22 protein-coding genes are annotated in these 24,337 nt (G+C 52.1%); 6 read left to right on the top strand and 16 right to left on the bottom strand.

What is annotated here, in order from left to right; all coding sequences use genetic code 11:
• Window positions 1-298: 298 nt before the first annotated feature.
• Genes ACFWUL_RS03105 through ACFWUL_RS03080 form a run of 6 tightly spaced genes read right to left on the bottom strand, consistent with a single transcriptional unit; the run spans window position 299 to window position 4,796 of the window.
• Window positions 299-904, bottom strand: coding sequence for a lysophospholipid acyltransferase family protein (locus ACFWUL_RS03105; RefSeq protein ID WP_416177770.1), 606 nt, complete (start codon window positions 902-904; stop codon window positions 299-301).
• A 12-nt stretch (window positions 905-916) separates the two neighbouring features.
• Window positions 917-1,597 (bottom strand): (d)CMP kinase, encoded by a 681-nt coding sequence (gene cmk, locus ACFWUL_RS03100; protein ID WP_297019521.1) that lies wholly within the window; start codon window positions 1,595-1,597, stop codon window positions 917-919.
• Window positions 1,594-2,853, bottom strand: coding sequence for an NAD(P)/FAD-dependent oxidoreductase (locus ACFWUL_RS03095; RefSeq protein ID WP_416177769.1), 1,260 nt, complete (start codon window positions 2,851-2,853; stop codon window positions 1,594-1,596). Before ACFWUL_RS03095 ends, cmk begins: the two co-directional genes overlap by 4 nt.
• Entirely contained in the window at window positions 2,837-3,559 is a 723-nt protein-coding gene (locus ACFWUL_RS03090) for a pseudouridine synthase (protein WP_297019517.1), read from the bottom strand. The genes ACFWUL_RS03095 and ACFWUL_RS03090 overlap by 17 nt, the downstream gene beginning before the upstream one ends.
• Entirely contained in the window at window positions 3,556-4,089 is a 534-nt protein-coding gene (gene scpB / locus ACFWUL_RS03085; RefSeq protein WP_297019516.1) for an SMC-Scp complex subunit ScpB, read from the bottom strand. The genes ACFWUL_RS03090 and scpB overlap by 4 nt, the downstream gene beginning before the upstream one ends.
• Window positions 4,086-4,796: a segregation and condensation protein A gene (locus ACFWUL_RS03080; RefSeq protein ID WP_297019514.1), complete on the bottom strand. Its 711-nt coding sequence runs from the start codon at window positions 4,794-4,796 to the stop codon at window positions 4,086-4,088. Before ACFWUL_RS03080 ends, scpB begins: the two co-directional genes overlap by 4 nt.
• A gap of 349 nt (window positions 4,797-5,145) precedes the next feature.
• On the opposite strand from ACFWUL_RS03080, the gene ACFWUL_RS03075 reads away from it, so the two are divergent.
• From ACFWUL_RS03075 to ACFWUL_RS03055, 5 genes are all read left to right on the top strand, one after another.
• Complete coding sequence (locus ACFWUL_RS03075) at window positions 5,146-6,972, top strand: ornithine decarboxylase (RefSeq protein WP_416177768.1); 1,827 nt, start codon at window positions 5,146-5,148, stop codon at window positions 6,970-6,972.
• A 561-nt stretch (window positions 6,973-7,533) separates the two neighbouring features.
• Window positions 7,534-9,021: an anthranilate synthase component I family protein gene (locus tag ACFWUL_RS03070; protein ID WP_416177767.1), complete on the top strand. Its 1,488-nt coding sequence runs from the start codon at window positions 7,534-7,536 to the stop codon at window positions 9,019-9,021.
• Window positions 9,018-9,602, top strand: a complete 585-nt coding sequence (locus ACFWUL_RS03065; RefSeq protein ID WP_416177766.1) for an anthranilate synthase component II — start codon at window positions 9,018-9,020, stop codon at window positions 9,600-9,602. The genes ACFWUL_RS03070 and ACFWUL_RS03065 overlap by 4 nt, the downstream gene beginning before the upstream one ends.
• 367 nt (window positions 9,603-9,969) lie before the next feature.
• Window positions 9,970-10,563 (top strand): 30S ribosomal protein S4, encoded by a 594-nt coding sequence (gene rpsD / locus ACFWUL_RS03060; RefSeq protein ID WP_297021634.1) that lies wholly within the window; start codon window positions 9,970-9,972, stop codon window positions 10,561-10,563.
• 367 nt (window positions 10,564-10,930) lie between these two features.
• On the top strand, window positions 10,931-12,550 hold the full coding sequence (locus ACFWUL_RS03055; RefSeq protein ID WP_416177278.1) for a transposase: 1,620 nt from the start codon (window positions 10,931-10,933) through the stop codon (window positions 12,548-12,550).
• A 371-nt stretch (window positions 12,551-12,921) separates the two neighbouring features.
• Here the strand turns inward: ACFWUL_RS03055 and ACFWUL_RS03050 are convergent, their stop codons facing one another.
• The 10 genes from ACFWUL_RS03050 to rpsF all read right to left on the bottom strand — a co-directional run bounded on the left by ACFWUL_RS03050 (window position 12,922) and on the right by rpsF (window position 22,536).
• Complete coding sequence (locus ACFWUL_RS03050) at window positions 12,922-13,317, bottom strand: hypothetical protein (RefSeq protein ID WP_416177765.1); 396 nt, start codon at window positions 13,315-13,317, stop codon at window positions 12,922-12,924.
• Between the two features lie 96 nt (window positions 13,318-13,413).
• Window positions 13,414-13,821 (bottom strand): hypothetical protein, encoded by a 408-nt coding sequence (locus ACFWUL_RS03045; RefSeq protein ID WP_416177764.1) that lies wholly within the window; start codon window positions 13,819-13,821, stop codon window positions 13,414-13,416.
• 410 nt (window positions 13,822-14,231) lie between these two features.
• Complete coding sequence (gene dnaJ / locus ACFWUL_RS03040) at window positions 14,232-15,407, bottom strand: molecular chaperone DnaJ (RefSeq protein ID WP_416177763.1); 1,176 nt, start codon at window positions 15,405-15,407, stop codon at window positions 14,232-14,234.
• Window positions 15,408-15,426: 19 nt separating this feature from the next.
• Window positions 15,427-17,304 (bottom strand): molecular chaperone DnaK, encoded by a 1,878-nt coding sequence (gene dnaK / locus ACFWUL_RS03035; protein ID WP_416177762.1) that lies wholly within the window; start codon window positions 17,302-17,304, stop codon window positions 15,427-15,429.
• A 60-nt stretch (window positions 17,305-17,364) separates the two neighbouring features.
• Window positions 17,365-17,985 (bottom strand): nucleotide exchange factor GrpE, encoded by a 621-nt coding sequence (grpE, locus tag ACFWUL_RS03030; RefSeq protein WP_416177761.1) that lies wholly within the window; start codon window positions 17,983-17,985, stop codon window positions 17,365-17,367.
• Window positions 17,986-18,003: 18 nt separating this feature from the next.
• Window positions 18,004-19,071: a heat-inducible transcriptional repressor HrcA gene (hrcA, locus tag ACFWUL_RS03025; protein WP_416177760.1), complete on the bottom strand. Its 1,068-nt coding sequence runs from the start codon at window positions 19,069-19,071 to the stop codon at window positions 18,004-18,006.
• Between the two features lie 393 nt (window positions 19,072-19,464).
• Window positions 19,465-20,937: a DASS family sodium-coupled anion symporter gene (locus ACFWUL_RS03020; RefSeq protein ID WP_297020072.1), complete on the bottom strand. Its 1,473-nt coding sequence runs from the start codon at window positions 20,935-20,937 to the stop codon at window positions 19,465-19,467.
• Window positions 20,938-21,436: 499 nt separating this feature from the next.
• A complete protein-coding gene (rpsR, locus tag ACFWUL_RS03015) occupies window positions 21,437-21,667 on the bottom strand; it encodes a 30S ribosomal protein S18 (RefSeq protein WP_363143274.1) in 231 nt (76 codons plus the stop codon).
• A 33-nt stretch (window positions 21,668-21,700) separates the two neighbouring features.
• Window positions 21,701-22,240: a single-stranded DNA-binding protein gene (locus ACFWUL_RS03010; RefSeq protein ID WP_297020069.1), complete on the bottom strand. Its 540-nt coding sequence runs from the start codon at window positions 22,238-22,240 to the stop codon at window positions 21,701-21,703.
• Window positions 22,241-22,251: 11 nt separating this feature from the next.
• Window positions 22,252-22,536: a 30S ribosomal protein S6 gene (gene rpsF, locus ACFWUL_RS03005; protein ID WP_296098817.1), complete on the bottom strand. Its 285-nt coding sequence runs from the start codon at window positions 22,534-22,536 to the stop codon at window positions 22,252-22,254.
• A gap of 172 nt (window positions 22,537-22,708) precedes the next feature.
• Between rpsF and ACFWUL_RS03000 the strand changes: the two genes are divergently transcribed.
• Window positions 22,709-24,199, top strand: coding sequence for an ISNCY family transposase (locus ACFWUL_RS03000; RefSeq protein ID WP_416176844.1), 1,491 nt, complete (start codon window positions 22,709-22,711; stop codon window positions 24,197-24,199).
• The last annotated feature ends 138 nt before the right edge of the window (window positions 24,200-24,337 follow it).

Raw genomic sequence — 24,337 nt, 5'->3', positions numbered from 1 at the left:
GAGCTTTGAGCCTTCAGCCTTGAGCCTTGAGCAGATCTGCCGCTCCGCGGCGCCCCATGGCTGGGCCGGCGTTTGAACGGGCGAAGCTTCTGGCTGCCAGCTGTTAGCTGCCCGGAAATCTCGACAGCCTACGGCATGAATGACTGGTGAAAGCCACAGATAAGAAGCGCCGCAGGCGGAACAGCTTTCCTGGCAGCTAGAAACTAAAAGCTAGAAGCCTCCACACGTTCGCACACCGTCTGGCCACACGACCGCCGCGAAGCGGCAGTGGACTTGGAGACCTGGATCCTTGGGACCTTCAGCCTTTCACTCTCTTCATATAATCATCCATGAGGCCCTGGATTTTTCCTTTGATGACCTCATTGAGTTCAGCCACCTTTTCATCGGTGGGGCGCTGTTTCTTTACGGGCACCGGCTTGCCGATGAGCACCGCCAGGGGTCCTTTCCTGTGAGGAAGCCAGCGGGAGCCGATGACTGCCACCGGTACCACCGGGGTGCCGGTCATGAGGGCCAGGGAGGCCATGCCGGAGTGGAAGCGGCCGAGGCCATCTCTCCGGATTCTCGTGCCCTCGGGGAATATGCCCAGGGGATTGCCTGCCTTCAGTTCCCGGATGGCCCGGCGGATGGCGGCCCTGTCCACGGTGCCCCGCTTCACGGGGAATGTGCCGAACTGCCGGATGAGCCAGCCCAGGAAGGGGTTCTTGAAAAGTTCTTCCTTCGCCATGTAGTGGATGATTCTTGTATTGAAGGCCACGCCGATGAGGGGCGGGTCCCAGTCGCTTTTGTGGTTCGGCGCCACGATGATGGCCCCGGTCTGGGGCACGTTTTCCCGGCCCTCCACGTGGAGCCGGAATATGCCGAAGAAGAGGAAGTCCAGTACCGCCCTTACGATTGTATATCCCATAATGACACCTCTTTACGCTTTGTCAAAGTCCGGATATTTCCTGCGGCAGATGGAAATAATGGCTTCTGCCGTGCCTTCCAGGGTGAGGTCCCCGTTGTCCAGGAGCACCGCGTCTTCTGCCTGTTTCAGGGGGGAAATGTCCCGGTGGCTGTCCAGGTAATCCCGGCGGCTGATTTCTTTTTCCACGTCTTCCATGGTCATATCCGGATGACCTTCGGTGAGTTCCTTGAACCGCCGGACCGCTCTCGTATGGACGGAGGCGGTGAGGAAGATTTTCACGTCTGCATGGGGCAGGACGGTGGTGCCGATGTCCCGGCCGTCCAGAACGATGCCGCCCTTCTCCCCCAGCCTGCGCTGGATGGCGGTCATGGCGGACCGGACACCGGCGATGGCGGACACCGCAGACACGTGGGAAGAGACTTCGGGAGTCCGGATATAGGCGGTGACGTCGCTGCCGTCTACGATGACGTGCATGGTGTCTTCTTCAGGAATCACTTCCATGTCCAGCTTTTCTGCCATGGAGGCAATGGCGGTCTCATCGGACAATTTCCTTTGGAGGGCTTCATAGGTTACGGCCCGGTACATGGCGCCGGTATCGAGGTAGGCATAGCCCAGGCGGGCTGCCAGGATTTTGGAAACGCTGCTTTTTCCTGCGCCTGCAGGGCCATCAATGGCAATGGATAATTTCTTCATTCTGACTCTAACTCCTTTACTGCGGACAGGGCTGCCAGGTGGCCCGTAGAGAATGCGGCCTGCAGGTTGTATCCGCCGGTGTAGGCATGGATATCCAGCACTTCGCCGGCCAGATAAAGATGCCTTATGATTTTCGACTCCATGGTGGAGGGGTTCACTTCTTTCACGGAAACGCCGCCGGCCGTGACGATGGCTTCCGAAATGGGCCGGGTGCCGACAATGGTAAGGGGCATGTTCTTCATGGCCTCTACCAGCGCCAGCCGCTGTCCTTTTTTCAGCTCGCTCACCGGCAGGTCCCCGGGGATTCCCGCCAGTTCAAGAATCGTATCGATCATGCGGTGGGGCATGAGGTCCGTGAGGGCCCCGGCCATCTGCTTCAGGTGGTATTTCTCCAGGTCCCGGAGCACCCGCCGGTCCAGGACTTCCCGGGTCAGGGCAGGCTTCAGGTCGATAGTCCCTTTCACCCCGCGGCCCTGGGAAATCCAGAGGGATACTTTATCGGACAGGGAAAGGACGATGGGCCCGGAAATACCGAAGGGGGTGAATGACATTTCCCCGAATTCTTCGGCTTTCCGCCTGCCCCCGGCATCCACGGAAAGGGTGACGTTCTTCAGGGACAGGCCCTGGAGGTCTTTGCAGTACACCTCGCTGCAGACGAGAGGAATGAGGGCAGGCCGGATGGTGGTCACCTTATGGCCCAGTTCCCGGGCCATGGCATAGCCATCGCCGGTGGAACCGGTCCGGGGATAGGAGGCGCCGCCGGTGGTCAATATGACGGCGTCCACATTGTAGCGGCCTTTATCCGTCACCACCCCTGCCGCCCTGCCATCTGCCGCGGTGATATGGCGCACCGGCTCTTCCAGGTGGAGCTCCACTTTTTCTTTCTTCAGCCGGTCCATGAAGAGGTGCCGCACTTCCTGGGCGTCATCGCTCTGGGGGAATACCCGGCCTCCTCTTTCCACCTTCGTGGCCAGTCCCCAGCTGTGAAGGAGAGACAGGAGGTCTTCGTTATCGAATTTTTCATAGGCACTGTAGAGGAATTTCCCGTTCCCCGGGGTTTTGGCAATGAAATCCATGATGGGTGCGCTGTTTGTGAGGTTGCAGCGGCCCTTGCCGGTGATGCCCATTTTCAGGCCCACCTTCGGCATTTTCTCAAAGAGCAGGACCTTCGCCCCTTCATGGGCCGCCGTGAGGGATGCCAGGAGCCCGGCCACACCGCCGCCGATGACGGCGATTCGCTTAGCGGTAGAGTTCATAGAGTTTCCTGACCTCCTCCGACGTGAGGCGGCGGTAGCCGCCCCGGGACAGTCCGTCCATGGTCAAAAATCCGTACTTTGTCCGTACCAGGCCAAAGACCGGGTAATGGTAGGCCGCCATCATTTTGCGGATTTCCCGGTTCTTTCCTTCATGGAGTACCATGCGAATCTTTGTCTTATTCTTTTCCTTATTGTATTCCAACACTTCGATTTCACAGGGAGCGGTGATTCCCGTATCGATGCGGACGCCTCTGGACATTTTGTCCGCCAGTTTCATGGAATACCGGCCCCGCACAGTGACTTCGTAGGTCTTTTCCACTTCGTGGCTCGGATGGGTGAGGATGTAGTCCAGGTCCCCGTCATTTGTCATGATGAGGAGCCCTTCGGAATGGTAATCCAGCCGCCCCACCGGGAAGAGCCGCTCCCGAACCGTACGGAAATAGTCCATCACCGTCCGTCGGCCCTGGGGGTCGGATACCGAGGTAATCACATTATCGGGCTTGTAAAAGAGGAAATATCTCTTCCTTTCCGGCTTCACCGTTTCCCCGTTCACTTCGATGCGGTCCTTCACCGGATCCGCCTCGCTGCCCAGTTCCCGGATCACCTGCCCGTTCACTTTCACTTTCCCGGCTTCGATCATTTCTTCCGCCTTCCTGCGGGAGCAGATGCCGGCCTGGCTCAATATTTTCTGTAACCGTTCTTTCAAAATAAGTCTCCTTCGTCCAGTTTTTCTGACCACCGGGTCTTCAGTTCACTCACATCGGTGAGGCCGGTGCACTGCAGGAACCGCTTCGTGGTGCCATAGAGAATCGGCCTGCCCGGCACGTCGAGCCGTCCTCTCTCTTCGATGAGGTCCTTATCCATGAGGAGGGAAATGACCCGGCCCGCAGATACGCCCCTGATTTTTTCGATTTCCGCCCTGGTCACCGGTTCCCGGCAGGCCACCACCGCCAGTGTCTCCATGGCCGCCGGAGACAGGGGTGTCTGTTTCCCCAGGAGCGAGGACAGCCAGGAATCATAGATTTTCTTCGTCGCCAGCGAATAACCGGCGCCCGTATGGTGCAGAGTAATTCCTGAGTCTTCCCTGCTGTATTTTTCTTCCAGCAGATGCAGTGCCTTTTCCACGGTCACCGTATCTTCTCCCAGGGCCTCCCCCAGTTCCGAGAGGGAAACCGGAATGCCCCGGGCAAACAGAAATGCTTCTATCGATGCAGAAAGGCCCGTAAGCCCCTTCATAAACTGCCTCCTTGCACTATAAAACCACCGGCACTGTCCATGATCCTGGCCTGTCCCAGCCGGATGAGCTCCAGCAGGGCCAGAAAAGCCACGGCCAGCTGAAGCCTGGTCTTTTTCTTCTTCAGGTACTCCGTAAAAGAGACCGTCCCTTTCCGGAGCGCTTCCCGCCACCGGCTGATTTCCTCATCCAGGGACACTTCCTCCGACGGCAGCCACCGCTCTTCTTCCTGGTGAATGGAATCGTAGAGGGAGAAAAAGGCGGCCTGCAGCCGGGACAGGGAAATGCGGCCCCGATAGGCGCCGCTCTTGAAAACCTCGGGCTCCCGCATGTGGTAGGGCCTCTCTTCGTCCATGAGGTACTCAATGCGGGCCTTGATTTCCTTCATCTTTTTGAATTCCTCCAGGGACCGGGACAGTTCCTGCCGGGGATCTTCGGAGTCGTCCACCTCTTCCTGCCGCTTCTTCGGCAGGAGCATGCGGGACTTGATGAGAATCAGGGTGGAGGCCATGGCAAAGAAGCTGCTCCCCAGTTCCAGGTTGAACTCCTTCGCCCTGTCCAGATAGGCCAGGTACTGGTCCGTGATGAGGTGGATCGGAATGTCGTGGATGTCAATCCGATTCTTCGTGACCAGGTGGAGCAGAAGGTCCAGGGGCCCTTCGAAGAGGGGAATATTGACCTGGTATTCACCGTTCCCGTTTTCCGCCATAGGTCCTCCTTTCCCGTCATGGGCACACTCACCCATCATGTCTTATACATAGTAACATAAGTAGGCCCTGACGGGTAGTGTATGGATGGATATCCGACTGAACATATGGATGGGGCATAAGGGTTGTGGCTTTGCCGGAGGCAAAGCGGGTGCATAAGGTGGAACAGCGGCTTCGCCGCTAAGAGAAACGTAAGCCGCCTTTGGCGGCCAATCAACCAACGATCCCTCAACGAATGAAGCGGCGTACGACCTGCAGCCCTTATGCCCCATCCATTCGAGTGGCCAGCCCCCTCGCAGACCTTCCCCTCTTCCCCCAACTCACGATATAATAGGCGGAAAGGAGACAACTATGAAAAAGCACAATGACTACAGCAGCCTTCCCCCATTTACGAAAGCCCTTCTCCAGGAAGCGGAAAAGAAGAGGGAAGACTTCGATACCCCCGGCCACCACAGCGGGGAATTTTACTATCTCACGAAAGAAGGAAAGATTTTCACAAAGACCCTGGGAAAAGGGGCCTTCCGGGCAGACATTTCCGACTCCTCCGATGCCATCGGCGATCCATCGTCCCATGAAGGAGTGTCCGGGGAAGCGGAACGGCTGGCGGCCTCGGTGTGGGGCAGCGATGCCTGTTTCTTCGTCCTCGGCGGCACGTCCACGTCCAACCGCATCGCTGCCAATGCCCTCCTGGCGGAGGGGGACGCGGTGCTCTTCGACCGGAACAACCACAAATCCACCTGGCAGGGGGCCCTCATCCAGGCCGGCGCCATTCCGGTGTACCTGTCCTCCGGCCGCAATGATTCCGGCGTCATCGGCCCCCTGACGGAAGACTCCCTTTCGGAGGAATTGATACGGGCATCCCTGGCCCAGGCCTGTCCCAAGGCCCTCACCCGGAAGCGTCCTTTCCGGCTGGCCTGCCTCCAGCTGGTGACCTACGACGGCCTCTTCCTCAATGCGGAATATATCCTTTCCCGGCTGGGCCACCTCTGTGACTACATTCTCTTCGACGATGCCTGGGGCGGGTACGAGAATTTCATCCCCCTTCTCCAAAAGTCTGCGGTCCTCGCATTCCCTTTGGATGAAAAGGCGCCGGGCACCCTGGTAACCCAGTCCGTCCATAAGCAGCTTGCCGGGTTCTCCATGACCTCCCAGATTCACAAAAAAGACAGCCACATCAGAGAGCAAGCCCGGTACGTACCGGACGATGTGTTCCAGGATACCTTCCTCATGCACATTTCCACCTCCCCCTACTATCCCCTCTTCGCAGGACTGGAAATGAATGCTTTCCTCCACAGCCGGAGAGGGGCGGCCCTCTGGGAAAAGGCCTTCCGGAGCTCCGTGAACCTCCGGAAGAGGCTTCTTACGGAAACGTCCCTGTTCCGCCCTTTCCTGCCGCCAACTGTCCATGGAAAGCGGTGGGAAGAGGCGGATACTTCGGAAATCATGAAGGACAAAGCCTTCTTCACCCTGGACCCGAAAGAGGCGTGGCATGGATTCCGAGATTTTGCGAAGGACGCCTACCTTCTGGACCCCTGCAAAGTCCTCGTCACCACCGGCACCTTTTCCGATAGCCGGGCCGACTCCATACCTGCGCCCCTTGTATCCCTCTATCTGCAGGGAGAGGGTATTACTCCGGAAAAGTCGGATTTCTATACCCTCCTCTTCCTGGTGGAACCGGGAGACAGCGAAAAGAAAATGAGCCACCTGGTCAAGGCCCTTCGTACATTCGAAAAAGCCTGGCAGGACAACCGGAAAGTGAAGGACTTCCTGCCCTCTGTCCCCTGCCTTCCGGAAGAGGGGCTCCGGGACTTCTGCACCCGGTACCATACTTTCCTTTCTAAGCACCATGCAGGATCCCTTCTGGAATCCCTTTTCCACAAAGAAGATTTCCCTGCCGCCCCGCTTTCGGGCCATGAAGCCCACCAGCACTTTCTCCGGGGCCACCGGGAAGCCATCCCTTTGGAGGAGGCAGAAGGCCGGATTGCCCTGGAAAATCTCATGCCCTATCCCCCTGGCATCTGCGCCCTGGCCGCCGGAGAACGGTGGACAAGAAATGTTCTCTCCTACTTCCTCTTCCTCGAAGACTACGGAAAGGAATTTCCCGCCTTCACCCCTGAAATCCTCGGCGTCCACCACGATGAAAAGGGGCAGCCCTATGTATGGGTAATGAAGGAATGAGATCGAGGCCGAGATTAAAAAGTGAGGAGTTAGGAATGAGGAGTGAGGAGTGAGGAATGGTGGTGCGCCGCCTCAAAATTATAAAGCGGCGCGAGTTTTTATTTTTTAGGCCAAATTGCAGGCAGCCCCCACATGTGCAGGTCCTTACTTATACATTTATTATCCGGCCCGCTCAAGGCATCGCCCGTTCGAACGCCGGGCCAGCCGGTCAATCCCAATTTCCATCTTGACAAACGGGGCCGAAGGATATACTCTTTTAGTCAAGAAAACCGTTGAAGCGGAGATCAAAGCAAAAGATGCGCGCAAAGAGAGTCCTACCTGGTGAGAATGGACCGAGATGCAGTTTGCCAAATGGACCGCTGAGGGTGCGGCGAACCCCGAAATCCGGGAAGTATACCGCAACGCAGGGCATGCGTCAGTTGCCGGAGATATGTCTGTATCTCGCTAAGAGCACGAACTTCGTGAAACAAGGTGGCACCGCGGAATCCAATCCGTCCTTGACAGAAAGTTTTTTCTGCCGGGACGGATTTTTTGTTTCCGGCACAGTGAAGGAGGTCAAATATGTATCCATCCCTGGAAGAAGTAAAAGAACTGAGCCATACGGGCCTCTACAAACGAATTCCCCTATGCCGCGAAATCATGGCTGACCGTTTCACCACCGTAGAGGTCATGCGGACCCTTCGGGCTGCCAGCCACCACTGTTTCATCCTGGAAAGTGCGGAGAACAACCAGCCCTGGAGCCGGTATTCCTTCCTGGGCTACGACCCGTCCATGGAAATCACCTGCCTCAACGGAAAGCTCACCATTAAAAAAGGCGAAGAAAATGAAATGGTGGAAACCGTAGAAAAAACCGTGGCCCATCCGGGAGATGACATCCGCCGGATTCTGGCGGAATATAAAAGTCCGAAGCTCCCGGGGCTTCCTCCCTTCACCGGCGGCCTAGTGGGCTATTTCTCCTACGACTACATCAAGTACGCAGAGCCCACGCTGAAACTGACAAGTGAGGAAAACAGCGATTTCAAAGATGTGGACCTCATGCTCTTTGACAAGCTCATCATCTTTGATGCCTACAAGCAGAAAATCATCCTTGTCGCCGGTGTTTCCACGGAGGATCCCGAAAAGTCCTACCAGGAAGCCGGCGAGAAACTGGAGGACATGGTGAAACTTCTGAAAAGCGGTGCCAAAGCAGCCTTCAAGCCCCTGAAACTGGAAACACCCCTCACCCCGGCCCACAACGAGAAGGAATACGCCGGCATGGTGGAAAAGGCAAGGCACTATATTTATGAAGGGGACATTTTCCAGGTGGTCCTCTCGAATCCATTGACCGCAAAAGCAAGCGGCAGCATGTTTGACGTATACCGGGTCCTCCGGGTGCTGAACCCCTCCCCCTACATGTTCTATTTCGTCAGCGACAACATCGAAATCGCCGGCGCCTCCCCGGAAACCCTGGCGAAGCTGGTGGACGGGAAGCTATACACCTTCCCCCTGGCCGGCACACGCCCCCGGGGCAAGACGGAGACAGAAGACAAAGCCCTGGAAAAGAACCTCCTCTCCGATGAAAAGGAACTGGCAGAGCACAACATGCTGGTAGACCTGGGGCGCAACGACCTGGGGAAAATCAGCCGCATCGGTACGGTGAAAGTGGACCGGTACCTCGATATCCTCCGCTTCTCCCACGTCATGCACATCGGTTCCACGGTGGAAGGGGAAATCCGGGATGACAAAGACGCGGTGGATGCCATCGACGCGGTGCTCCCGGCAGGCACCCTCTCCGGCGCCCCGAAGCTCCGGGCCTGTGAAATCATAGAAGAAGAGGAATCGAGAAAGCGGGGCATTTACGGTGGGGCCATCGGATACCTGGACTTCTCAGGAAACATGGATACCTGCATCGGCATCCGCCTGGCCTACAAGAAAAACGGGGTTCTCTGCGTCCAGTCCGGTGCCGGCATCGTAGCCCACAGCGTACCGGAAAACGAATACCATGAATGCATCAATAAGGCGAAAGCCCTGGTCACCGCCATCAGGGAAGCGGAAGGAGGATTAGAATGATTATTCTCATCGATAACTACGACAGTTTTTCCTACAACCTCTACCAGCTGGCAGGAAGCCTGTATCCGGACATCAAAGTCGTCAGAAATGACGCTTACACAGTAGATGAGCTGGCCGCCATGAAACCGGAGGCCATCCTCATTTCCCCGGGCCCCGGCCGTCCCGAAGATGCGGGAGTCTCCATCGACGCCATCCGCCGTTTCGCCGGAATCTGCCCGATCCTTGGCGTATGCCTGGGGCACCAGGCCATCTGCAAATGCTTCGGCGCCACCGTTTCCTACGCCAAGGAACTGGTCCACGGCAAAGCCTACGACGTGACCCTGGATACGGAAAGCCCCCTCTTCCGTGGCATGCCGAAGACCATCAAAGCAGCCCGTTACCACTCCCTGGCGGCCATCGAATCCACCATGCCGGCATGCCTGAAAATCACGGCCCGCACAGAGGACGGGGAAATCATGGCCGTGGAGCACAGGGACTACCCCATCTACGGCCTCCAGTTCCACCCGGAATCCATTATGACCCCGGAGGGGCACAAAATACTGGAAAACTTCTTCGCCATCGCTAAAAGCCTGAAAGGCTGACGGGCCGGCGTATGGGGATGTTCCCCAACTGCGTGAATGGGGCATAAGGGTGGTGGGTGAACATCGCTTCGCTTGTTCACCGGGTTGTGGGCGCTTCGCGCCGGGGGGATAAGGTTGATTAGCCGCCTTTGGCGGCGGGACTACCTTATGCCCCCGCTTTGATAAGGCGCCAGCCTTACCAAAGCCACCACCCGGTTGACGAGCGCAGCGATGCCAACCCACAACCCTTAGCCCCATCCATATGAGCAGCCCGACAGTCGGCCCAAAGTCACACATAAAATTTCATTGACACCGGACGGAATATCTTTTATAATAATAAAGCTGTTTCATATCGAGCAGCGAAATTTTTAGAGAGGTGATTTACACAATGGCAACAAACAGAAATCTCCGTTTTAAGACAAGCAGACGTTTCGGCGTAAACATTTACGGCCATCCGAAAGCGTTAAAACGGCAGGTCGCTGACGCTCGTCAGAAAAAACAGTCTGAATATGGCGTACAGCTGGCCGAAAAGCAGAAGGTTAAAGCGATGTACAACCTGCTGGAAAAGCAGTTCTACCGCTATTATGATAAAGCAAGGAGAATGTCCGGCGTCGTAGGCGAAAACCTGCTGTTCCTGCTGGAAACCAGACTGGATAACCTGGTATACCGTGCAGGCTTTGCCCGTTCCATCCGTCAGGCTCGCCAGATGGTTACCCACGGCCTCATCACCGTTAACGGCAAGAGAGTGGACATTCCTTCCTATCCGGTACGCCCGGGACAGGTCATTTCCCTGAAGGAAGCTTACAGAACCAATGAAATGTTCAAACAGTCCTTCCAGGAACTGAAGACCTTCGATCTTCCTTACATCGAAAAGTCCTTCGACAACTGGACCGCAACCCTGACCCGTTTCCCCCAGAGAGACGAACTCCCCTACAAAGACGAAGTCAACGAAACCAACATCGTCGAACTGTACTCCAAGTAATCGGAAGAATCAGAAGAATTCAAAAAGAGGAAATATCCTTCACCGGGTATTTCCTCTTTTTTCGCGTTCAATTTTCAGGGAGATCCATTACCGCGAATACTGTCTACATCACCAATATACCTGTGCCACGATTTTCTCCAAATATCCTATATGGATAAAAGCCTGCCAGCGAATCACAGATTCAATCGATGCCAGGGAAGCACTGATTTAACCTTAGATAAGCAAAAATGTAGAACTACATCACTTAACTGATATCTACTGATTCCGAAATCGTCGATGTATTCAATAAACTATTGCTTCTCTTAAAATTTAGGACTATATTATATGTAGTTCTAACAAGAACTTGAAGTTCTTGGGGAGGAGCATAATGGCGTTCATTAAAGCTCAAAGACTTATTTTAGATGACAATGGCGTTGTGATCAGTGGCTCGGCTTCCATAATTGACACAGAATATGGAAAATTTGGCACATACCACGCTAAGCACACCGTTCGGGAACGTCTCGGCAAGGTAATCTGGCTGAGTGCTGACAAAAAAGATGGCATTTTTCTGTCTCCTACCCGTGGCCTGATTGAGTATTGTGCTAAAAATGACACATTTTCGCCGGTGGATAAAGATGATCCACGGCTGGAAGGCACCAATGTCTTCCCCCGGCCACAGGTCCACACTGTATTCGGAGATGTTTTCCTGCTTCTGGAATTTTTCCGAAAAACAGGTCTCATAAAGGTCCTTCACACAGCTTTTTCAGAAAAATCTGACTATGAAAGAGTCCTCTGTCATATCCTTCATGGTGTTCTGAGGGACGGATCCCGTATATCCTGTGACAATTTCATCATAAAATCATTCGCCTCCTATGTGATGTCTGATGTACCGCTGGAGTCACTCCGCTGCGATACACGTTACTTTGCAAAAATGGGAAGTGATGCAACCAGGCTGGCATTCTTCCGTACATTTGTAAAAGCAATGCAGAAAGATAATCCGGATTTCGGGAAAGGGTGCTATGTTGACTCAACACCACTCCCGAATGACATTGAAAATAATCCTTTCAATGCATTATCCTGTCATGGCGTCGGTTCTTCTGATGTTATGGTACGTCTGATACTGGTATTGGATGAAAAGACCGGACTTCCGGTCTGGTATGACATTATCCCCGGAAATGTACTGGACATCAACACAATTATGAATGTAGTCAATGATGTTGCAGACAGTCTTGGAATCGTCATAGATTCACTCGTTCTCGATTCAGGTTACGTTTCACGGGAATTGATCGGTGCTTTTCATATAGGCACAGAGAAAACAATGATTGGCCGCATGCCTGTAAGAAAAGGATATCCACTCAAAGAACTTTATGATAAAGTGAAACCTCTTCTTACTAAAGGCAAGTATACTTTTGTACGTAAGCATCATGTATATTTTGGGCATAGAAAGAATATTGAGCTATTTGGTCATAATGAATACGCCTATGTGTATGTCGATAAGAACAATGCATTGCAAAAGTACAGAGACTTCCTGTTGAAACACGAAGACCGGTTCGAATCCATGAAAGATAAGGACAAGGACTGGTTGGAAGTAAAATATGGCTATTTTGTACTGATTTCGAATATTGATACCACGCCAGAGCGGCTGTTAACTTTGTATTTCAACCGCTGCGACATAGAGACCGTATTTAAAACCAGCAAGGACTACCTGGAAATGCTTCCGCTTTCAAAATGGACTGATGAAACAGTACGGGGAAAGATCCTGCATGACATCATAGATACAATTGCACTCTTATTGATAAGGAAGAAGATGGACAACAGCGGACTATCTACTTCAGAACTATACGGCAAGACACAATCGCTCATGTGCTTCTGTAATAATGCGGGGATGGTTACTATAGAAACCCCTTCCCGACAGGTGAAAGATTATTACAAACTGCTCGGAGTTGAGGTTCCAGGCCATGTGAAAGTTGACCAGTTTAGAAAAGATATATTAGGTATTGATGTGTAGTTCTACATTTGTGTAAATCTAAGGTTAAATCGTTGTCGGATTTCATTCTTGGATTTTTATGCAATACGAGGAATAGCTCGACCCAAATAGCGAGCTATTTAAGGCAGTAGTCCTGCATAGGACTGCTGAGCCAAGGTAAGTTGGCGCTTTCTCTGCACATAAAAGCGCCTTCCTTTTGTCCTTGGCCGAGCTATGACGAAGCAGTGCATAAAAATCCTTATGAAATCTGACTCTGCGAATTAATCAGCGCTTCCCTAGATTTTATTTGAGCACATCGACCCCACATGAAGTGCAGCACCTGAATAGATATTGCCGGAGATGCAATTGCATGAACAATGGGCATTTTTCATAGATTTCGAACCAGTATCTATTTATTCTTTTGGCAACGGATGTTTTTTTCTCCATGCTCTAACCATACGGGAACCGGGTGTCCCCCTTTTCGTGACATCCCATACGAGATTCATCACATATTCCACCAGGTTATCGGAAAACCCTTCCAGATCATCCAATGACGTGATAGCACCGGTGAGGATCAGTCTCCTCAAGTCATAGGGTACATTCCATTTATCCAGGGTTAGTTGGACGCCCGGCAATTTCTTATCCTTGTGTATCCGCTCTTCGAGCCACCAGAATTTTCCGGAAGGATTTCCTTCCCCCTGCATGTGGGCCATGTACTCCCATATGAGTTTTCCCATATACCTTTCCTGCCATTCCGGCACTTTTTCCTGGAATAGTTTCCAGTCTTTTTTGCTGACTCCTTCAAACATACGATGCACCTCCACTTCTTCATTATACCTGTGCCGTGATTTCTCTTCTTCTGTTCCTGTTCTTTACGGATGAATACCAACCAGTAAACCGTTTTTTTAAAAGTCAGACCATTTAAAATCAGGATGTTTCTTTAACCATTCCAGGGCCAGCCGGACAGCGCCAGAGTCTTTTTCCCCAAAGTGCTTCGCACATTGGACCAGGTCCGCCACCAGGGGTTCGGAAAAGCCATCCAGATCGTCTAAGGAGGTAATGGCATCGGTGAGCAGGAGATTTTCCATGATCATCACCATGCGGCTCCGGCTCACGCGGTCCACCACTACTCCAGGCATTTTCTTATCTTCTTTCATGTGGTCCCAGAGCCACCAGAATTTTTTTGACGCCAGATCTTCCCCCTGCAGGTGGGCTTCATATTCCTCTATGAGCCTTCCCATATACCGTTCCTGCCACAGAGGCAGCTTCTTGCGAAACAGTTTCCAGTCCGATTCCTTAAATTCGTAAGGCATAGCCATCGTCCTCCTTTATGTCGTTTTCCTATATCCTACCCAAAGGCAGGAGAAAAGCAAATCGACCATAGGTCTGAAATGGATTGGTGCTGCCATATTTCAGTTTGTCGAGCTGATGGGCAACGCTGGTGGGTAGAATCATTCGGGCGGGAGCTTCTAGCTGCTAGCTCCTAGCTTCCAGGAAAGCTGGCCAGCCTACAGCACGAATGACTGACGGGAATACCGGGCGGAAGCGCCGCAGGCGGATCAGCCTTCCTAACAGCTAGCCGCTAGAAGCCAGGAGCTCCATGCGAGTGACTCTATCCGCAAGCATTCCAAACCGTTTGCTCCAACAGCTCTACAAACCGCAATTTGGTGAATGCTCGACAACTTGGCAAAAAAGCCACCTCCCAGAGGAGATGGCTCTTTTATTACTGTTTGAACTTGTCGATAATCTTGTCCAGGAAGGAGCTCTTCCCTTTATACTGGGAACAGTCTTCCCCCATTTCATTGGCATAGTGGAGAAGAGCATTCTTCTGGTCCTCATTGAGCCGTTTCGGAACGGTCACATTGACTTCCACATAGAGATTGCCTTTCCGGCTGGACTGGAGGTGGGGCATGCCTTCTCCGGAAATGCGGAACCTGGTACCATTCTGGGTGCCTGCCGGGATCTTCAGTTCCACTTCCTTGTCCAGAGTCTTCACCTTGATGGTGGAGCCCAGGGCTGCCACGGGATAGGAAATATTGACGGTCCGATAGAGGTCGTCCCCTTCCCGTTCGAAGTCCGGATCTTCCTTTACGTAAATGTATACGTACAGGTCTCCTTTCGGACCTCCCCGGCGTCCCGGTTCCCCTTCACCGGCTACCCGCATGCGGACGCCATTATCTGCACCGGCGGGGATATTGACTTCGATGGTCTTGGAAGCCCGCACCGTACCGATGCCATGGCATTTGCTGCACTTGTTTTTAATGATTTTCCCGGTGCCGCCACACTGCTGGCAGGTCACGATATTCACCATCTGGCCAAAGGGGCCATTCCTTACGATTCTCTGCTGGCCGGTCCCATGGCAGGCGGGGCAGGTATCTACGGAAGAGCCCGGTTCTGCGCCATTGCCATGGCAGTGATCGCAGACTTCATTCTTTGTGACGGTGAACTTCTTTTTCACCCCTGTAAAGGCTTCCCGAAGGGTAATGGTCATGTCGTAGCGAAGGTCTGCACCCTGTTCCGGACCATTATTCCTGCGGCGGCTGCCACCGGTGAACATGTCGAAAATGTCGCCCATGTCGAAGCCGCCGAAGTCGAAGCCCTGGCCGTTGAATCCGCCCTGGCCGAATCCGCCGAAGCCTCCGGCACCGGCGCCGCCGCGGGAGGCCTGCTGGAAGGCATCATGGCCAAGCTGGTCATACTGGGCTCTCTTGTCGGTATCGGAAAGCACATGGTAGGCTTCATTGACCTCCTTGAATTTTTCCTCTGCCGCCTTGGGATTGTCCTTGTTCAGATCCGGATGGTATTTGCGGGCAAGTCTTCTGTATGCTTTTTTGATTTCATCATCGGTGGCGTTCTTACTTACGCCAAGGATGTCATAATAATCCTTGCTGTCTGCCATAAAGAAATCACACTATTCCTTATTTCTTATCGTCGTCATTGACAACTTTATAGTCTGCGTCTACTACATTGTCCTTGTCTTTTTTAGCTCCGGCCTGGGGTCCCTGCTGAGCGCCGGCATTCTGGGCCTGCTGCTGTGCCTGCTGAGCCTGCTGTGCCTGCTGGTACAGTTTTTCAGTCAGTTCATGGAGCGGTTTGGTGAGAGCTTCTGCATCGGCTTTGATCTTTTCGGTGTCGTCGCCTTTCAGGGTTTCTTTCAGTTTGGCAATGGCATCATTGACTTCTTTCACTTTGCCCTGGTCTGCTTTGTCTCCCAGTTCCTTCACTGTCTTTTCAGCCTGGTAAATGAGGGCTTCTGCATTGTTCTTGGCAGTAATGGCTTCTTTGCGTTTCTTGTCTTCTGCTTCATGGGCTTTGGCATCATCCTGCATTCTCTTGATTTCTTCATCAGAGAGGCCGGAGGAAGAGGTAATATCAATCTTCTGTTCCTTGCCGGTGCCCAGATCTTTGGCGGAAACATGAACAATGCCATTGGCATCGATATCGAAGGTGACCTGAATCTGAGGAACTCCCCGCGGAGCCGGCGGAATATCGCTCAGTTCGAAGCGGCCCAGTGTCTTGTTATCGGCAGCCATGGGCCGTTCACCCTGGAGGACATGGATATCAACGGAAGGCTGGTTATCGACAGCGGTGGAGAATACCTGGGTCTTGGATGTAGGAATGGTGGTATTTCTCTTAATCATAGTGGTGAATACACCGCCCAGGGTTTCAATGCCCAGGGACAGCGGAGTCACATCGAGAAGCAGTACATCTTTGACTTCGCCTTTGAGAACGCCGGCCTGAATAGCAGCACCAACTGCTACGGATTCATCAGGGTTTACACCCTTGGATGGTTCTTTATGGAATTTGTTGCGAATCAGGGTCTGTACGGCCGGAATACGGGAAGAACCGCCTACCAGAAGGATCTTATCAATGTCGTCAATGGTGAGGTTGGCATCCTTCATGGCTCTTTCCATAGGTTCTACGGTAGCCTGTACCAGGTCTTCCGTAATCTGGTCGAATACGGCACGGGTCAGGGTTGCATCGAAGTGGACCGGCTGTCCGTTGGAATCAATGGTAATGAAAGGCAGGTTGATGTCGGTAGACATAACAGAGGACAGTTCGATCTTTGCCTTTTCAGCAGCTTCCTTCAGTCTCTGATTGGTCATGGGATCCCGTTTCAGTTCAAAGCCATTCTGGTTCTTGAAGGTATCTGCAATCCAGTCCATCACGCGAGCATCGAAATCATCGCCGCCCAGATGGCCGTTGCCGCTGGAAGCTTCGACTTCAAATACGCCGTCTGCCAGATCAAGGATGGACACATCGAAAGTGCCGCCGCCCAGATCGTAAACCAGGAAACGATGTTCTTTGCCGTCTTTAATCTTATCAAGGCCATAAGCCAGGGCAGATGCGGTCGGTTCGTTGATGATACGCAGAACCTTGAGTCCTGCAATGGCGCCGGCATCCTTGGTAGCCTGACGCTGGCTGTCGGTGAAGTATGCCGGGCAGGTAATAACAGCTTCTGTGACTTTTTCACCCAGATAAGCTTCTGCATCCACCTTCAGTTTCTGCAGAATCATGGCGGAGATTTCCTGGGGAGTATAGGATTTTCCGTCAATGGTTACCTTGTAGTCGCTGCCCATATGACGTTTAATGGAAACGATGGTGCGGTCCGGGTTGGATACGGCCTGGCGCTTTGCCAGCTGGCCTACCAGCCTTTCTCCATTCTTGGAGAAGCCTACCACGGAAGGGGTAAGACGGGAGCCTTCGGCGTTAGGAATGACGACAGGTTCGCCGCCTTCCATGACAGCTACTACGGAGTTTGTTGTACCTAAATCAATACCAATTACTTTTGACATTTAAAATGTCTCCTTTCCAATGTATTTCTAAAACTGAAATTCTATATTTAACCGCCAATGTCAGCTGTTTTTCACAACCTGGACCTTGGCAGGGCGAATCACTGTATCTTTATAGAGATAGCCTTTCTGGAAAACCATGGCAACGGTTTCATCATCCATTTCATCAGATGCGACCATCTTCACCGCTTCGTGGAAATGGGGATCAAAGGTCTTGCCTTTGGCTTCGATTTCCTTGACGCCGAAGTCCGCCATGATTTTCATCATCTGCTTCTGGAGCAGTTCAAAGCCCTTCAGGTAGGCCTCGCCGGATGCATCCTTCTTCATATGGGATAGAGCCAGTTCGAAATTATCCAGTACCGGAAGGAAGGATTTCAGGGTTTCCGCCTTGTAGGTATCGGCCGCTTTGGCTTCGCTTTCCTTTGTGCGGCGGCGGAAATTGTCGAAGTCCGCCTGAAGTCTTACATACTGGGAAAGGGCGGTCTCCAGCTTTGTCTCTTCCGACTTGGCCTTATCTTCCGCTTCCCTTGCCTTCTTCTGGGCATCCGCTGCCTGTTTGGTGAGGAAAATGACCTGCTGCTGCAGTTCCTCTATTGTAGGCTTCGGCATTTCCTCCGCCTTTTTTCCCTTTTCCTTCGGTTCCTCCGTATTCACTTTTACTTTGATTTCTTCTTTTTTTGCCATTGGGGAGCCTCCTCATTTTTACTCTTTATTCTTCAAAAGCTGATCCAGCCTGTCCTGCATGAACCGCATCATGCCGATAATCCTGCTGTACTGCATGCGCGTCGGTCCCAGCACTGCCACAGAACCGATGACCCTGCCGCCGGAGGAAAACTGGGCCCTCACGATGGATAAATCGGACAGGGACTTCATGGGGTTTTCCGTGCCGATGTGGACGGCAATGGGCTGGTCGGAACTGGAGAGAAGCATGCTTTCCAGCATATCCCGCTGCTCCAGAAGATTTAGGATATCCTGCATTTTTTCTACATTTTTGAATTCCGGCTGCTCAATCAGCTGGGATGCGCCGCCGGAATAAACTTCCTGCTGCGGTGTCAGCACACGCTGGAGGGTTTGGAACACATTCATATAGGGGCTTAAATTCTTTTCTACATCCTTCCGGAAGGAAAGGATTTCCTTCTCATCCATACTATCAACGTCCCGGCCATGGAGGAAATGGTTCATCCTGTCCGCCAGGAGCTGCATTTCATCAAAGGTGCTGCCTTTAGGAATATCCACCACTGCGTTGGAAACGTCTCCCCGGTCTGTCACCACCAGGAGAATGGCCCTGGCTCCGTCAAGGGGAAGGAAACGGACATAGTTGAATTTCTTCTTAATACCAGCGGACGTGGCGACGGAAAGGTTATGGGTCAGGGATGAAACAGCCTTTGCCATATTGCGGAAAATTTCATCCACCTTCGTCACATGATCCAGAAGCATGCTGTCAATCATGGACTTTTCTTCATTGGAAACCGGCGCCGGCTGCATGAGCCAGTCCACGTAAAAACGATATCCCTTGATAGAAGGGATACGTCCCGCCGAAGTATGGGGCTGCTCCAGATACCCTTCGTCTTCCAGGTCCTGCATTTCATTGCGGATGGTGGCACTGCTGACACCAAGATTGTATTTTTTCGCAATGGTCCGGGAACCTACAGGCTCCGCAGTATCCGCATAATCCTGGACAACGGCCCAGAGCACCTTCCTTTTTCTCTCATTCAGTTCATCCCCGCCATAATGGCGGCTATCTTTGTTATTGATTTTTCGAGCTGCCATAATATCACCCTTTTATTAGCACTCATGCTCTTCGAGTGCTAACTTACGATATTAGAATAGCATTCGTGCCAGTAATTGTCAAGGCTTTACAGGGATTTTAGACAGACTGCACGGGGTGCCGATTGTTGAAGTCACTCTTCCGGGTCATTTAACTTCCGGCTGCCGGAAAATGAATCCGCCTGAAGCGCTTTCCTCTGAAATTTCTGCCGTTCATTCATGTCATGGTTGTATCGCTTTTCCGGAAGGTCCCACTCGAATAAATCTACCTATAAAGGTGCAGCCCCATGAGCCCGGCAGCGAAACAGACTGAATGATCTCCCTCTTTCTTTGCAGCGGCGCACAAAAAAAGCTGTGAAAGCGATTTCCCGCGTCCACAGCTTTCGAGTCAAAGCCTTATCCCACATATCCCAGCCAGTGCCAGTAGGTCAGGCTGAAGAGAAGGATGGCGCCATAGGAAATAATGGTAAACGGAATCCCGGTCTTGAGGAAATCCTTTGATGTAATGTAGCCTGTGGAATAGGCAATCATATTCTGTGGCGCATTCACCGGCAGGATGTAGCCGAAACTGATGGTGTACTGGAGAATCATGGTCATGCCGATGACATTGATTCCCGGTGTATTCACATTTTGCAACACCGCAATGACGATTGGAATCATAGCCGAAGCGAGGCCTGTGGCGCTGGCAAAGCCCAGATGGATGACGATCAGGAAGAATGCCAGGATAGCCATGACCATGATGGGCGCCATATTTTCCATGCCGAAGAGGGCAATGAAATGGTTGGCCAGCCAGGTAGCGGCGCCCGATTTCAGGATGGCACTGCCAAGGCTGATGCCTACGCCGAAGAGGGCAATGGTTCCCCAGTTAATGCGGGATGCCGCATCTTTCCAGGTCATGACCCCCACCCCCGGAAGCATCATCAGCATGATGCCGGTGATGGTGACGGTGGTGGTATCAAAGGGATGAAGCTTTTTTTCTGTGACCCAGAAGAAGAGGAGAAGGCAGGAAATGATGAGCAGCTTCTTTTCCCCTCCTGTAATCGGTCCCAATTCGGCCCGCATCTTTTCCAGCGCCTCTTTACCGCCGGGCAGTTCTTTCACTTCCGGAGGCATGGTATAGACCAGGAGGAAATAAAGGACCACCGACATGATGGCGGCATAAGGGAATGCCGCAATGAACCAGTCAATCCAGCTGATATCCTGTCCCAGGACCTGCTGGATGAAGCCGATGGCCACCATGTTCTGGGCCGCTGCGGTCTTAATGCCTACATTCCACAGGGAGTCCGCCTGGGCCACTGCCATCATCAGCACGCCGGCAAAGGTGGATCCCGCTTTCAATCCAAAGGTACGGATGATGCCGACCACGATAGGAACGAGGCAAGATACCCGGGCCGTAGTAGAAGGTACAAAGAAGGAAAGCAGGAATCCAACGAAAATGACGCCTGCGATGAGGTGGCTGGACTTGATGCCCACACGGCTCATGACAAAGAGGGCTATCCGCTTGTCAAGTCCCGTAATCATCATAGCCGCCGACAGGAACATGGCCCCCGCCACCAGCGCCCAGGCGCTGGACGAGAAACCGGAAAGGGCCATGCCCAGAGCCTTACTCGTTCCCAGAAGCTTATCAGGACTCGCCGGGTTCGGCGCCATCCCCAGGGTATAACACATAAGGGTAATAATCACAAATGAACTGACCGGATAAGAAACCCCTTCCGTCATCCACACGATAACCGCAAATACAAGAATCCCGATCAGCCGATGACCCTGGGTGGGCAGGTCCGCCGGCGTGGGCAGCATATACACCGCCGCCATGGCAATAATTGCAAGAAGAAGTCCGAACCTCTTGCCAAATCCCCCGGTTTTACTCATAAAATTCCCTCCTTAAAGGACAAAAAAGCACACTCCTTTCCCGGGGGAAAGAAATGTGCTACATTGCATGAATATTAATTAATATGTGTATATATATTATACGAACCGGTCTTTTGCCTGTCAAGGAGTGGACCTATGACAAGAGGGGATGGACCTATGACAAGAGGGGATATTGCGGTTTAGCGAGCTGATGGGGGTGGTTGGTATGCTTGTGGATAGAGTCACTCGCATGGAGCTCCTAGCTTCTAGCTGTTAGCTGCCAGGAAAGTTGGCCCGCCTGCGGCGCTTCCTACCTGTTTCCATCAGTCATTCGTGCCGTAGGCTGTTGATCCTTCCTAAAAGCCAGGAGCTAGCAGCTAGAAGCTCCGCACGAATGACTCTACCCATCAGCGCCAAACCCAACAGCTCACTGAAATTGGGCTCTCCCGCTCCATTTTCCACGCAGCAAAAAAGAGCTGTGACGGTGATTTCTCACTTTCACAGCTCTTTGTTCATTCAATCAGTCAGCGCTGAAAGGAAGCAGGGCAATAGCTCTTGCTCTCTTAATAGCGAGGTTGATCTTACGCTGATGCTTTGCGCATGTTCCGGTTACGCGGCGGGGAAGAATCTTTCCTCTTTCGGAAACGAAACGGCGCAGGGCCTGAACGTTCTTATAATCAATGGTGTCTACGTGATCTACGCAGCACTGGCAGACCTTTCTTCTCGGTCTTCTTACTCTGTCTCTTCTAATCATGCTTTCTATATCCTCCAAAATCAATGCACATCAGAAAGGAATATCTTCATCTTTTCCTTTAGGACCAAATTGACCAAAATTGCCTCCCGGCTGGCTGTTCTGTCCGGAGGGAGCATTGTTGTTAAAGCCGTTTCCTCCAAAACTGCCATTGTTTCCACCGTTTCCGCCGAAATTATTATTTCCGCCGAAACCGTTTCCGCCGAAAGAATTACCCTGAGGCTGCTGCGGTGCGTAGGAAGAAGAACTGTTTGTTCCTAAAGGAATGGCGACAAAATTGGCCACCACTTCAGTGACATACTTTCTCGTTCCATCCTGTGCATCGTAAGAGCGGGTAGAATAGCGTCCCTCTACAAAGACACGCATTCCCTTTCTCAGCTGATTGCCTACGGCTTCAGCCAGGGAGCCCCAGGCAACCACATTAATCCAGTCTGTCAGCTCCCGCTGTTCGCCTTGGGGAGTCACGTAGTTACGATTGACTGCCACGGTGAAAGATGCTACGGAACGACCGGTTTTCGTTGCGCGAACGACCGGATCCCGTGCCAGGTTACCCATAACTTGAACTGAATTCATTGTGCTACCTCTTAGTCATCCTGTTTTACAATGATATGACGGATAATTTCTTCATGAATCTTGATAACGCGGTCAAGTTCTTTAATCTGCGCCGGATCAGCCTGGAAATCTACTACTACGTAGTAGCCTTCACTCTGATGCTTTACTTCGTACGCAAGATGACGTTTGCCCCATTCATCAACTTTGTCAATGGTACCACCGATTCTGGTGATGGTGTCCTGTACCAGTTTGACAGCAGCCTTAATGACTTCATCATCAGCTGCGTTCACAATGAACATAACTTCATACTTTTTCACGAAATTCGCCTCCTTTTCGGACCTATGTCCCGCACTCGCTACGGGCCAGGAAGTTGCCTGCGGAATAGCAAGCTTTTATATTATACAAGAAGCAGGGATGAATTGCAAATAAAAATTTACCAACATCGAATTGACTATGAACCACAAGTGATATTGTCTCAAGTAACCACAAATGAAAATGTCCCAGTCATGGTATAATCTCATCACAATCTTAACGCAAGTGATGGGAGGAATTTTTATCAGAAAGGTTGAATTAACGATGGACGAGCAGTTCAAATATGAAACAATCAAATCTCTTGTTGCTCATCCAGATGGCAACAAGCTTGCAGCAGCAGTCCGGCTGGGGTGCACTGTCCGCACCGTGAACCGGTTAATCCTGCGCTATCGTCAGGAAGGTAAAGCAGCATTTGTCCACGGGAACAGGGGTAGACAACCCGTAACAACACTTCCAGCCTCACTCAGAGAAAAAATTGTGGCTCTTTACCAGAATGAGTACTATGGCGCCAATTTTACCCACTTTACCGAACTTCTGGACAGACATGAGAATATCCATGTCTCTGTTTCCTCTGTAGCCTCCATTCTTGAGGCAGCCTTTATTCTCTCTCCTAAGGCTACACGGGCCAAAAGAAAACGGATCAGGAGGAAATTGGAAGCAATGAAAAGCAACACGAAATCCAGAAAAAAGCAGATGGAAATACAAGTCAATCTTGTGGCTGCTGAAGATGCCCACAGCCGGCGTCCACGGCATGCTTACTTTGGGGAACAGCTGCAGGGTGATGCCACTCCATATGAATGGGTCCCCGGGAAGATCTGGCATCTCCACCTCTTCATTGATGATGCTACTGGCATCGTGACTGGCGGCTATTTTGACACCCAGGAGACCCTGAACGGCTATTACCATGTCCTCTGGCAGACTCTCAAAGATTACGGAATCCCTGTGGAAATCTTCACGGATAAACGCACTGTGTTCATTTACAAACAAAAAGGATCCCCGTCCATCGACGAGGATACCTATACGCAGTTCGGTTACGCTTGCAGGCAACTGGGGATACACCTTGAGTCAAGCAGCGTACCACAGGCCAAAGGCCGGGTTGAGCGGCTCAATGAGACGCTGCAGTCGCGCCTGCCGATTGAGCTGAGACAGGCAGGCATCACGACTATTGCAGACGCCAATGAATTCCTCAAGTCCTACCTAAAAGAATTCAATGCGAAGTTTGCACTTCCCCCCAATAGTACCAAATCAGCTTTTGTGACGCAACCGTCAGATGAGAGGATCAACCTGATACTGGCTGTACTTACAGGCCGTACGGTAGACAGAGGCCACTGCATCCGTTTCCAGCGTCAGTACTATCGTATGCTTGATTCAGAAGGCCATCAGGTGCATTATGCCAGCGGAACCAAAGTACTAGTCATACGGGCTTTCAACGGCGAACTCTACTGCAGTGTTAACGATACCAGTATCTACGCGCTGGAAGCCATCCCTTTGCGCCAGAAGAAATCTCCTGAGCTTGATGCTGACTATACCAAACCAAAGCCTCAGAAACACTGGATTCCACCGATGAGTCACCCATGGAAGCAGGCATCTTTCCGTCATTACGTCCTTACAAGACCGCATCATTCCAGACAAGATCCAGAAGAACTTGCATCGCGTAACATATTTTAGTAACATACTGGCCTAACCACTCAAAATAGCCCCACTATTGCGGGGCTATTAAATGACAATTCTCGGGACATTTTCAAAAATGCTTGACAATAAAAATTTACCAACATCGAATTGACAGATGAAGCACGTTAATATGCA

Origin of the sequence: Dialister sp. (assembly GCF_047832375.1) — a bacterium.
Classification (GTDB): Bacteria; Bacillota; Negativicutes; order Veillonellales; family Dialisteraceae; genus Dialister.
The sequence above is the reverse complement of the archived record's forward strand: the minus strand, read 5'-3'. Positions and strand labels throughout refer to the sequence as shown.

What these genes read in the sequence shown, in the direction of transcription:
- ACFWUL_RS03105 (WP_416177770.1), bottom strand. Translation starts at nt 904, where the DNA reads ATGGGATATACAATCGTAAGGGCGGTACTGGACTTCCTCTTCTTCGGC.
- cmk (WP_297019521.1), bottom strand. Translation starts at nt 1,597, where the DNA reads ATGAAGAAATTATCCATTGCCATTGATGGCCCTGCAGGCGCAGGAAAA.
- ACFWUL_RS03095 (WP_416177769.1), bottom strand. Translation starts at nt 2,853, where the DNA reads ATGAACTCTACCGCTAAGCGAATCGCCGTCATCGGCGGCGGTGTGGCC.
- scpB (WP_297019516.1), bottom strand. Translation starts at nt 4,089, where the DNA reads ATGAAGGGGCTTACGGGCCTTTCTGCATCGATAGAAGCATTTCTGTTT.
- ACFWUL_RS03080 (WP_297019514.1), bottom strand. Translation starts at nt 4,796, where the DNA reads ATGGCGGAAAACGGGAACGGTGAATACCAGGTCAATATTCCCCTCTTC.
- ACFWUL_RS03075 (WP_416177768.1), top strand. Translation starts at nt 5,146, where the DNA reads ATGAAAAAGCACAATGACTACAGCAGCCTTCCCCCATTTACGAAAGCC.
- ACFWUL_RS03070 (WP_416177767.1), top strand. Translation starts at nt 7,534, where the DNA reads ATGTATCCATCCCTGGAAGAAGTAAAAGAACTGAGCCATACGGGCCTC.
- ACFWUL_RS03065 (WP_416177766.1), top strand. Translation starts at nt 9,018, where the DNA reads ATGATTATTCTCATCGATAACTACGACAGTTTTTCCTACAACCTCTAC.
- rpsD (WP_297021634.1), top strand. Translation starts at nt 9,970, where the DNA reads ATGGCAACAAACAGAAATCTCCGTTTTAAGACAAGCAGACGTTTCGGC.
- ACFWUL_RS03055 (WP_416177278.1), top strand. Translation starts at nt 10,931, where the DNA reads ATGGCGTTCATTAAAGCTCAAAGACTTATTTTAGATGACAATGGCGTT.
- ACFWUL_RS03050 (WP_416177765.1), bottom strand. Translation starts at nt 13,317, where the DNA reads ATGTTTGAAGGAGTCAGCAAAAAAGACTGGAAACTATTCCAGGAAAAA.
- ACFWUL_RS03045 (WP_416177764.1), bottom strand. Translation starts at nt 13,821, where the DNA reads ATGCCTTACGAATTTAAGGAATCGGACTGGAAACTGTTTCGCAAGAAG.
- dnaJ (WP_416177763.1), bottom strand. Translation starts at nt 15,407, where the DNA reads ATGGCAGACAGCAAGGATTATTATGACATCCTTGGCGTAAGTAAGAAC.
- dnaK (WP_416177762.1), bottom strand. Translation starts at nt 17,304, where the DNA reads ATGTCAAAAGTAATTGGTATTGATTTAGGTACAACAAACTCCGTAGTA.
- grpE (WP_416177761.1), bottom strand. Translation starts at nt 17,985, where the DNA reads ATGGCAAAAAAAGAAGAAATCAAAGTAAAAGTGAATACGGAGGAACCG.
- hrcA (WP_416177760.1), bottom strand. Translation starts at nt 19,071, where the DNA reads ATGGCAGCTCGAAAAATCAATAACAAAGATAGCCGCCATTATGGCGGG.
- ACFWUL_RS03020 (WP_297020072.1), bottom strand. Translation starts at nt 20,937, where the DNA reads ATGAGTAAAACCGGGGGATTTGGCAAGAGGTTCGGACTTCTTCTTGCA.
- ACFWUL_RS03010 (WP_297020069.1), bottom strand. Translation starts at nt 22,240, where the DNA reads ATGAATTCAGTTCAAGTTATGGGTAACCTGGCACGGGATCCGGTCGTT.
- ACFWUL_RS03000 (WP_416176844.1), top strand. Translation starts at nt 22,709, where the DNA reads ATGAAAATGTCCCAGTCATGGTATAATCTCATCACAATCTTAACGCAA.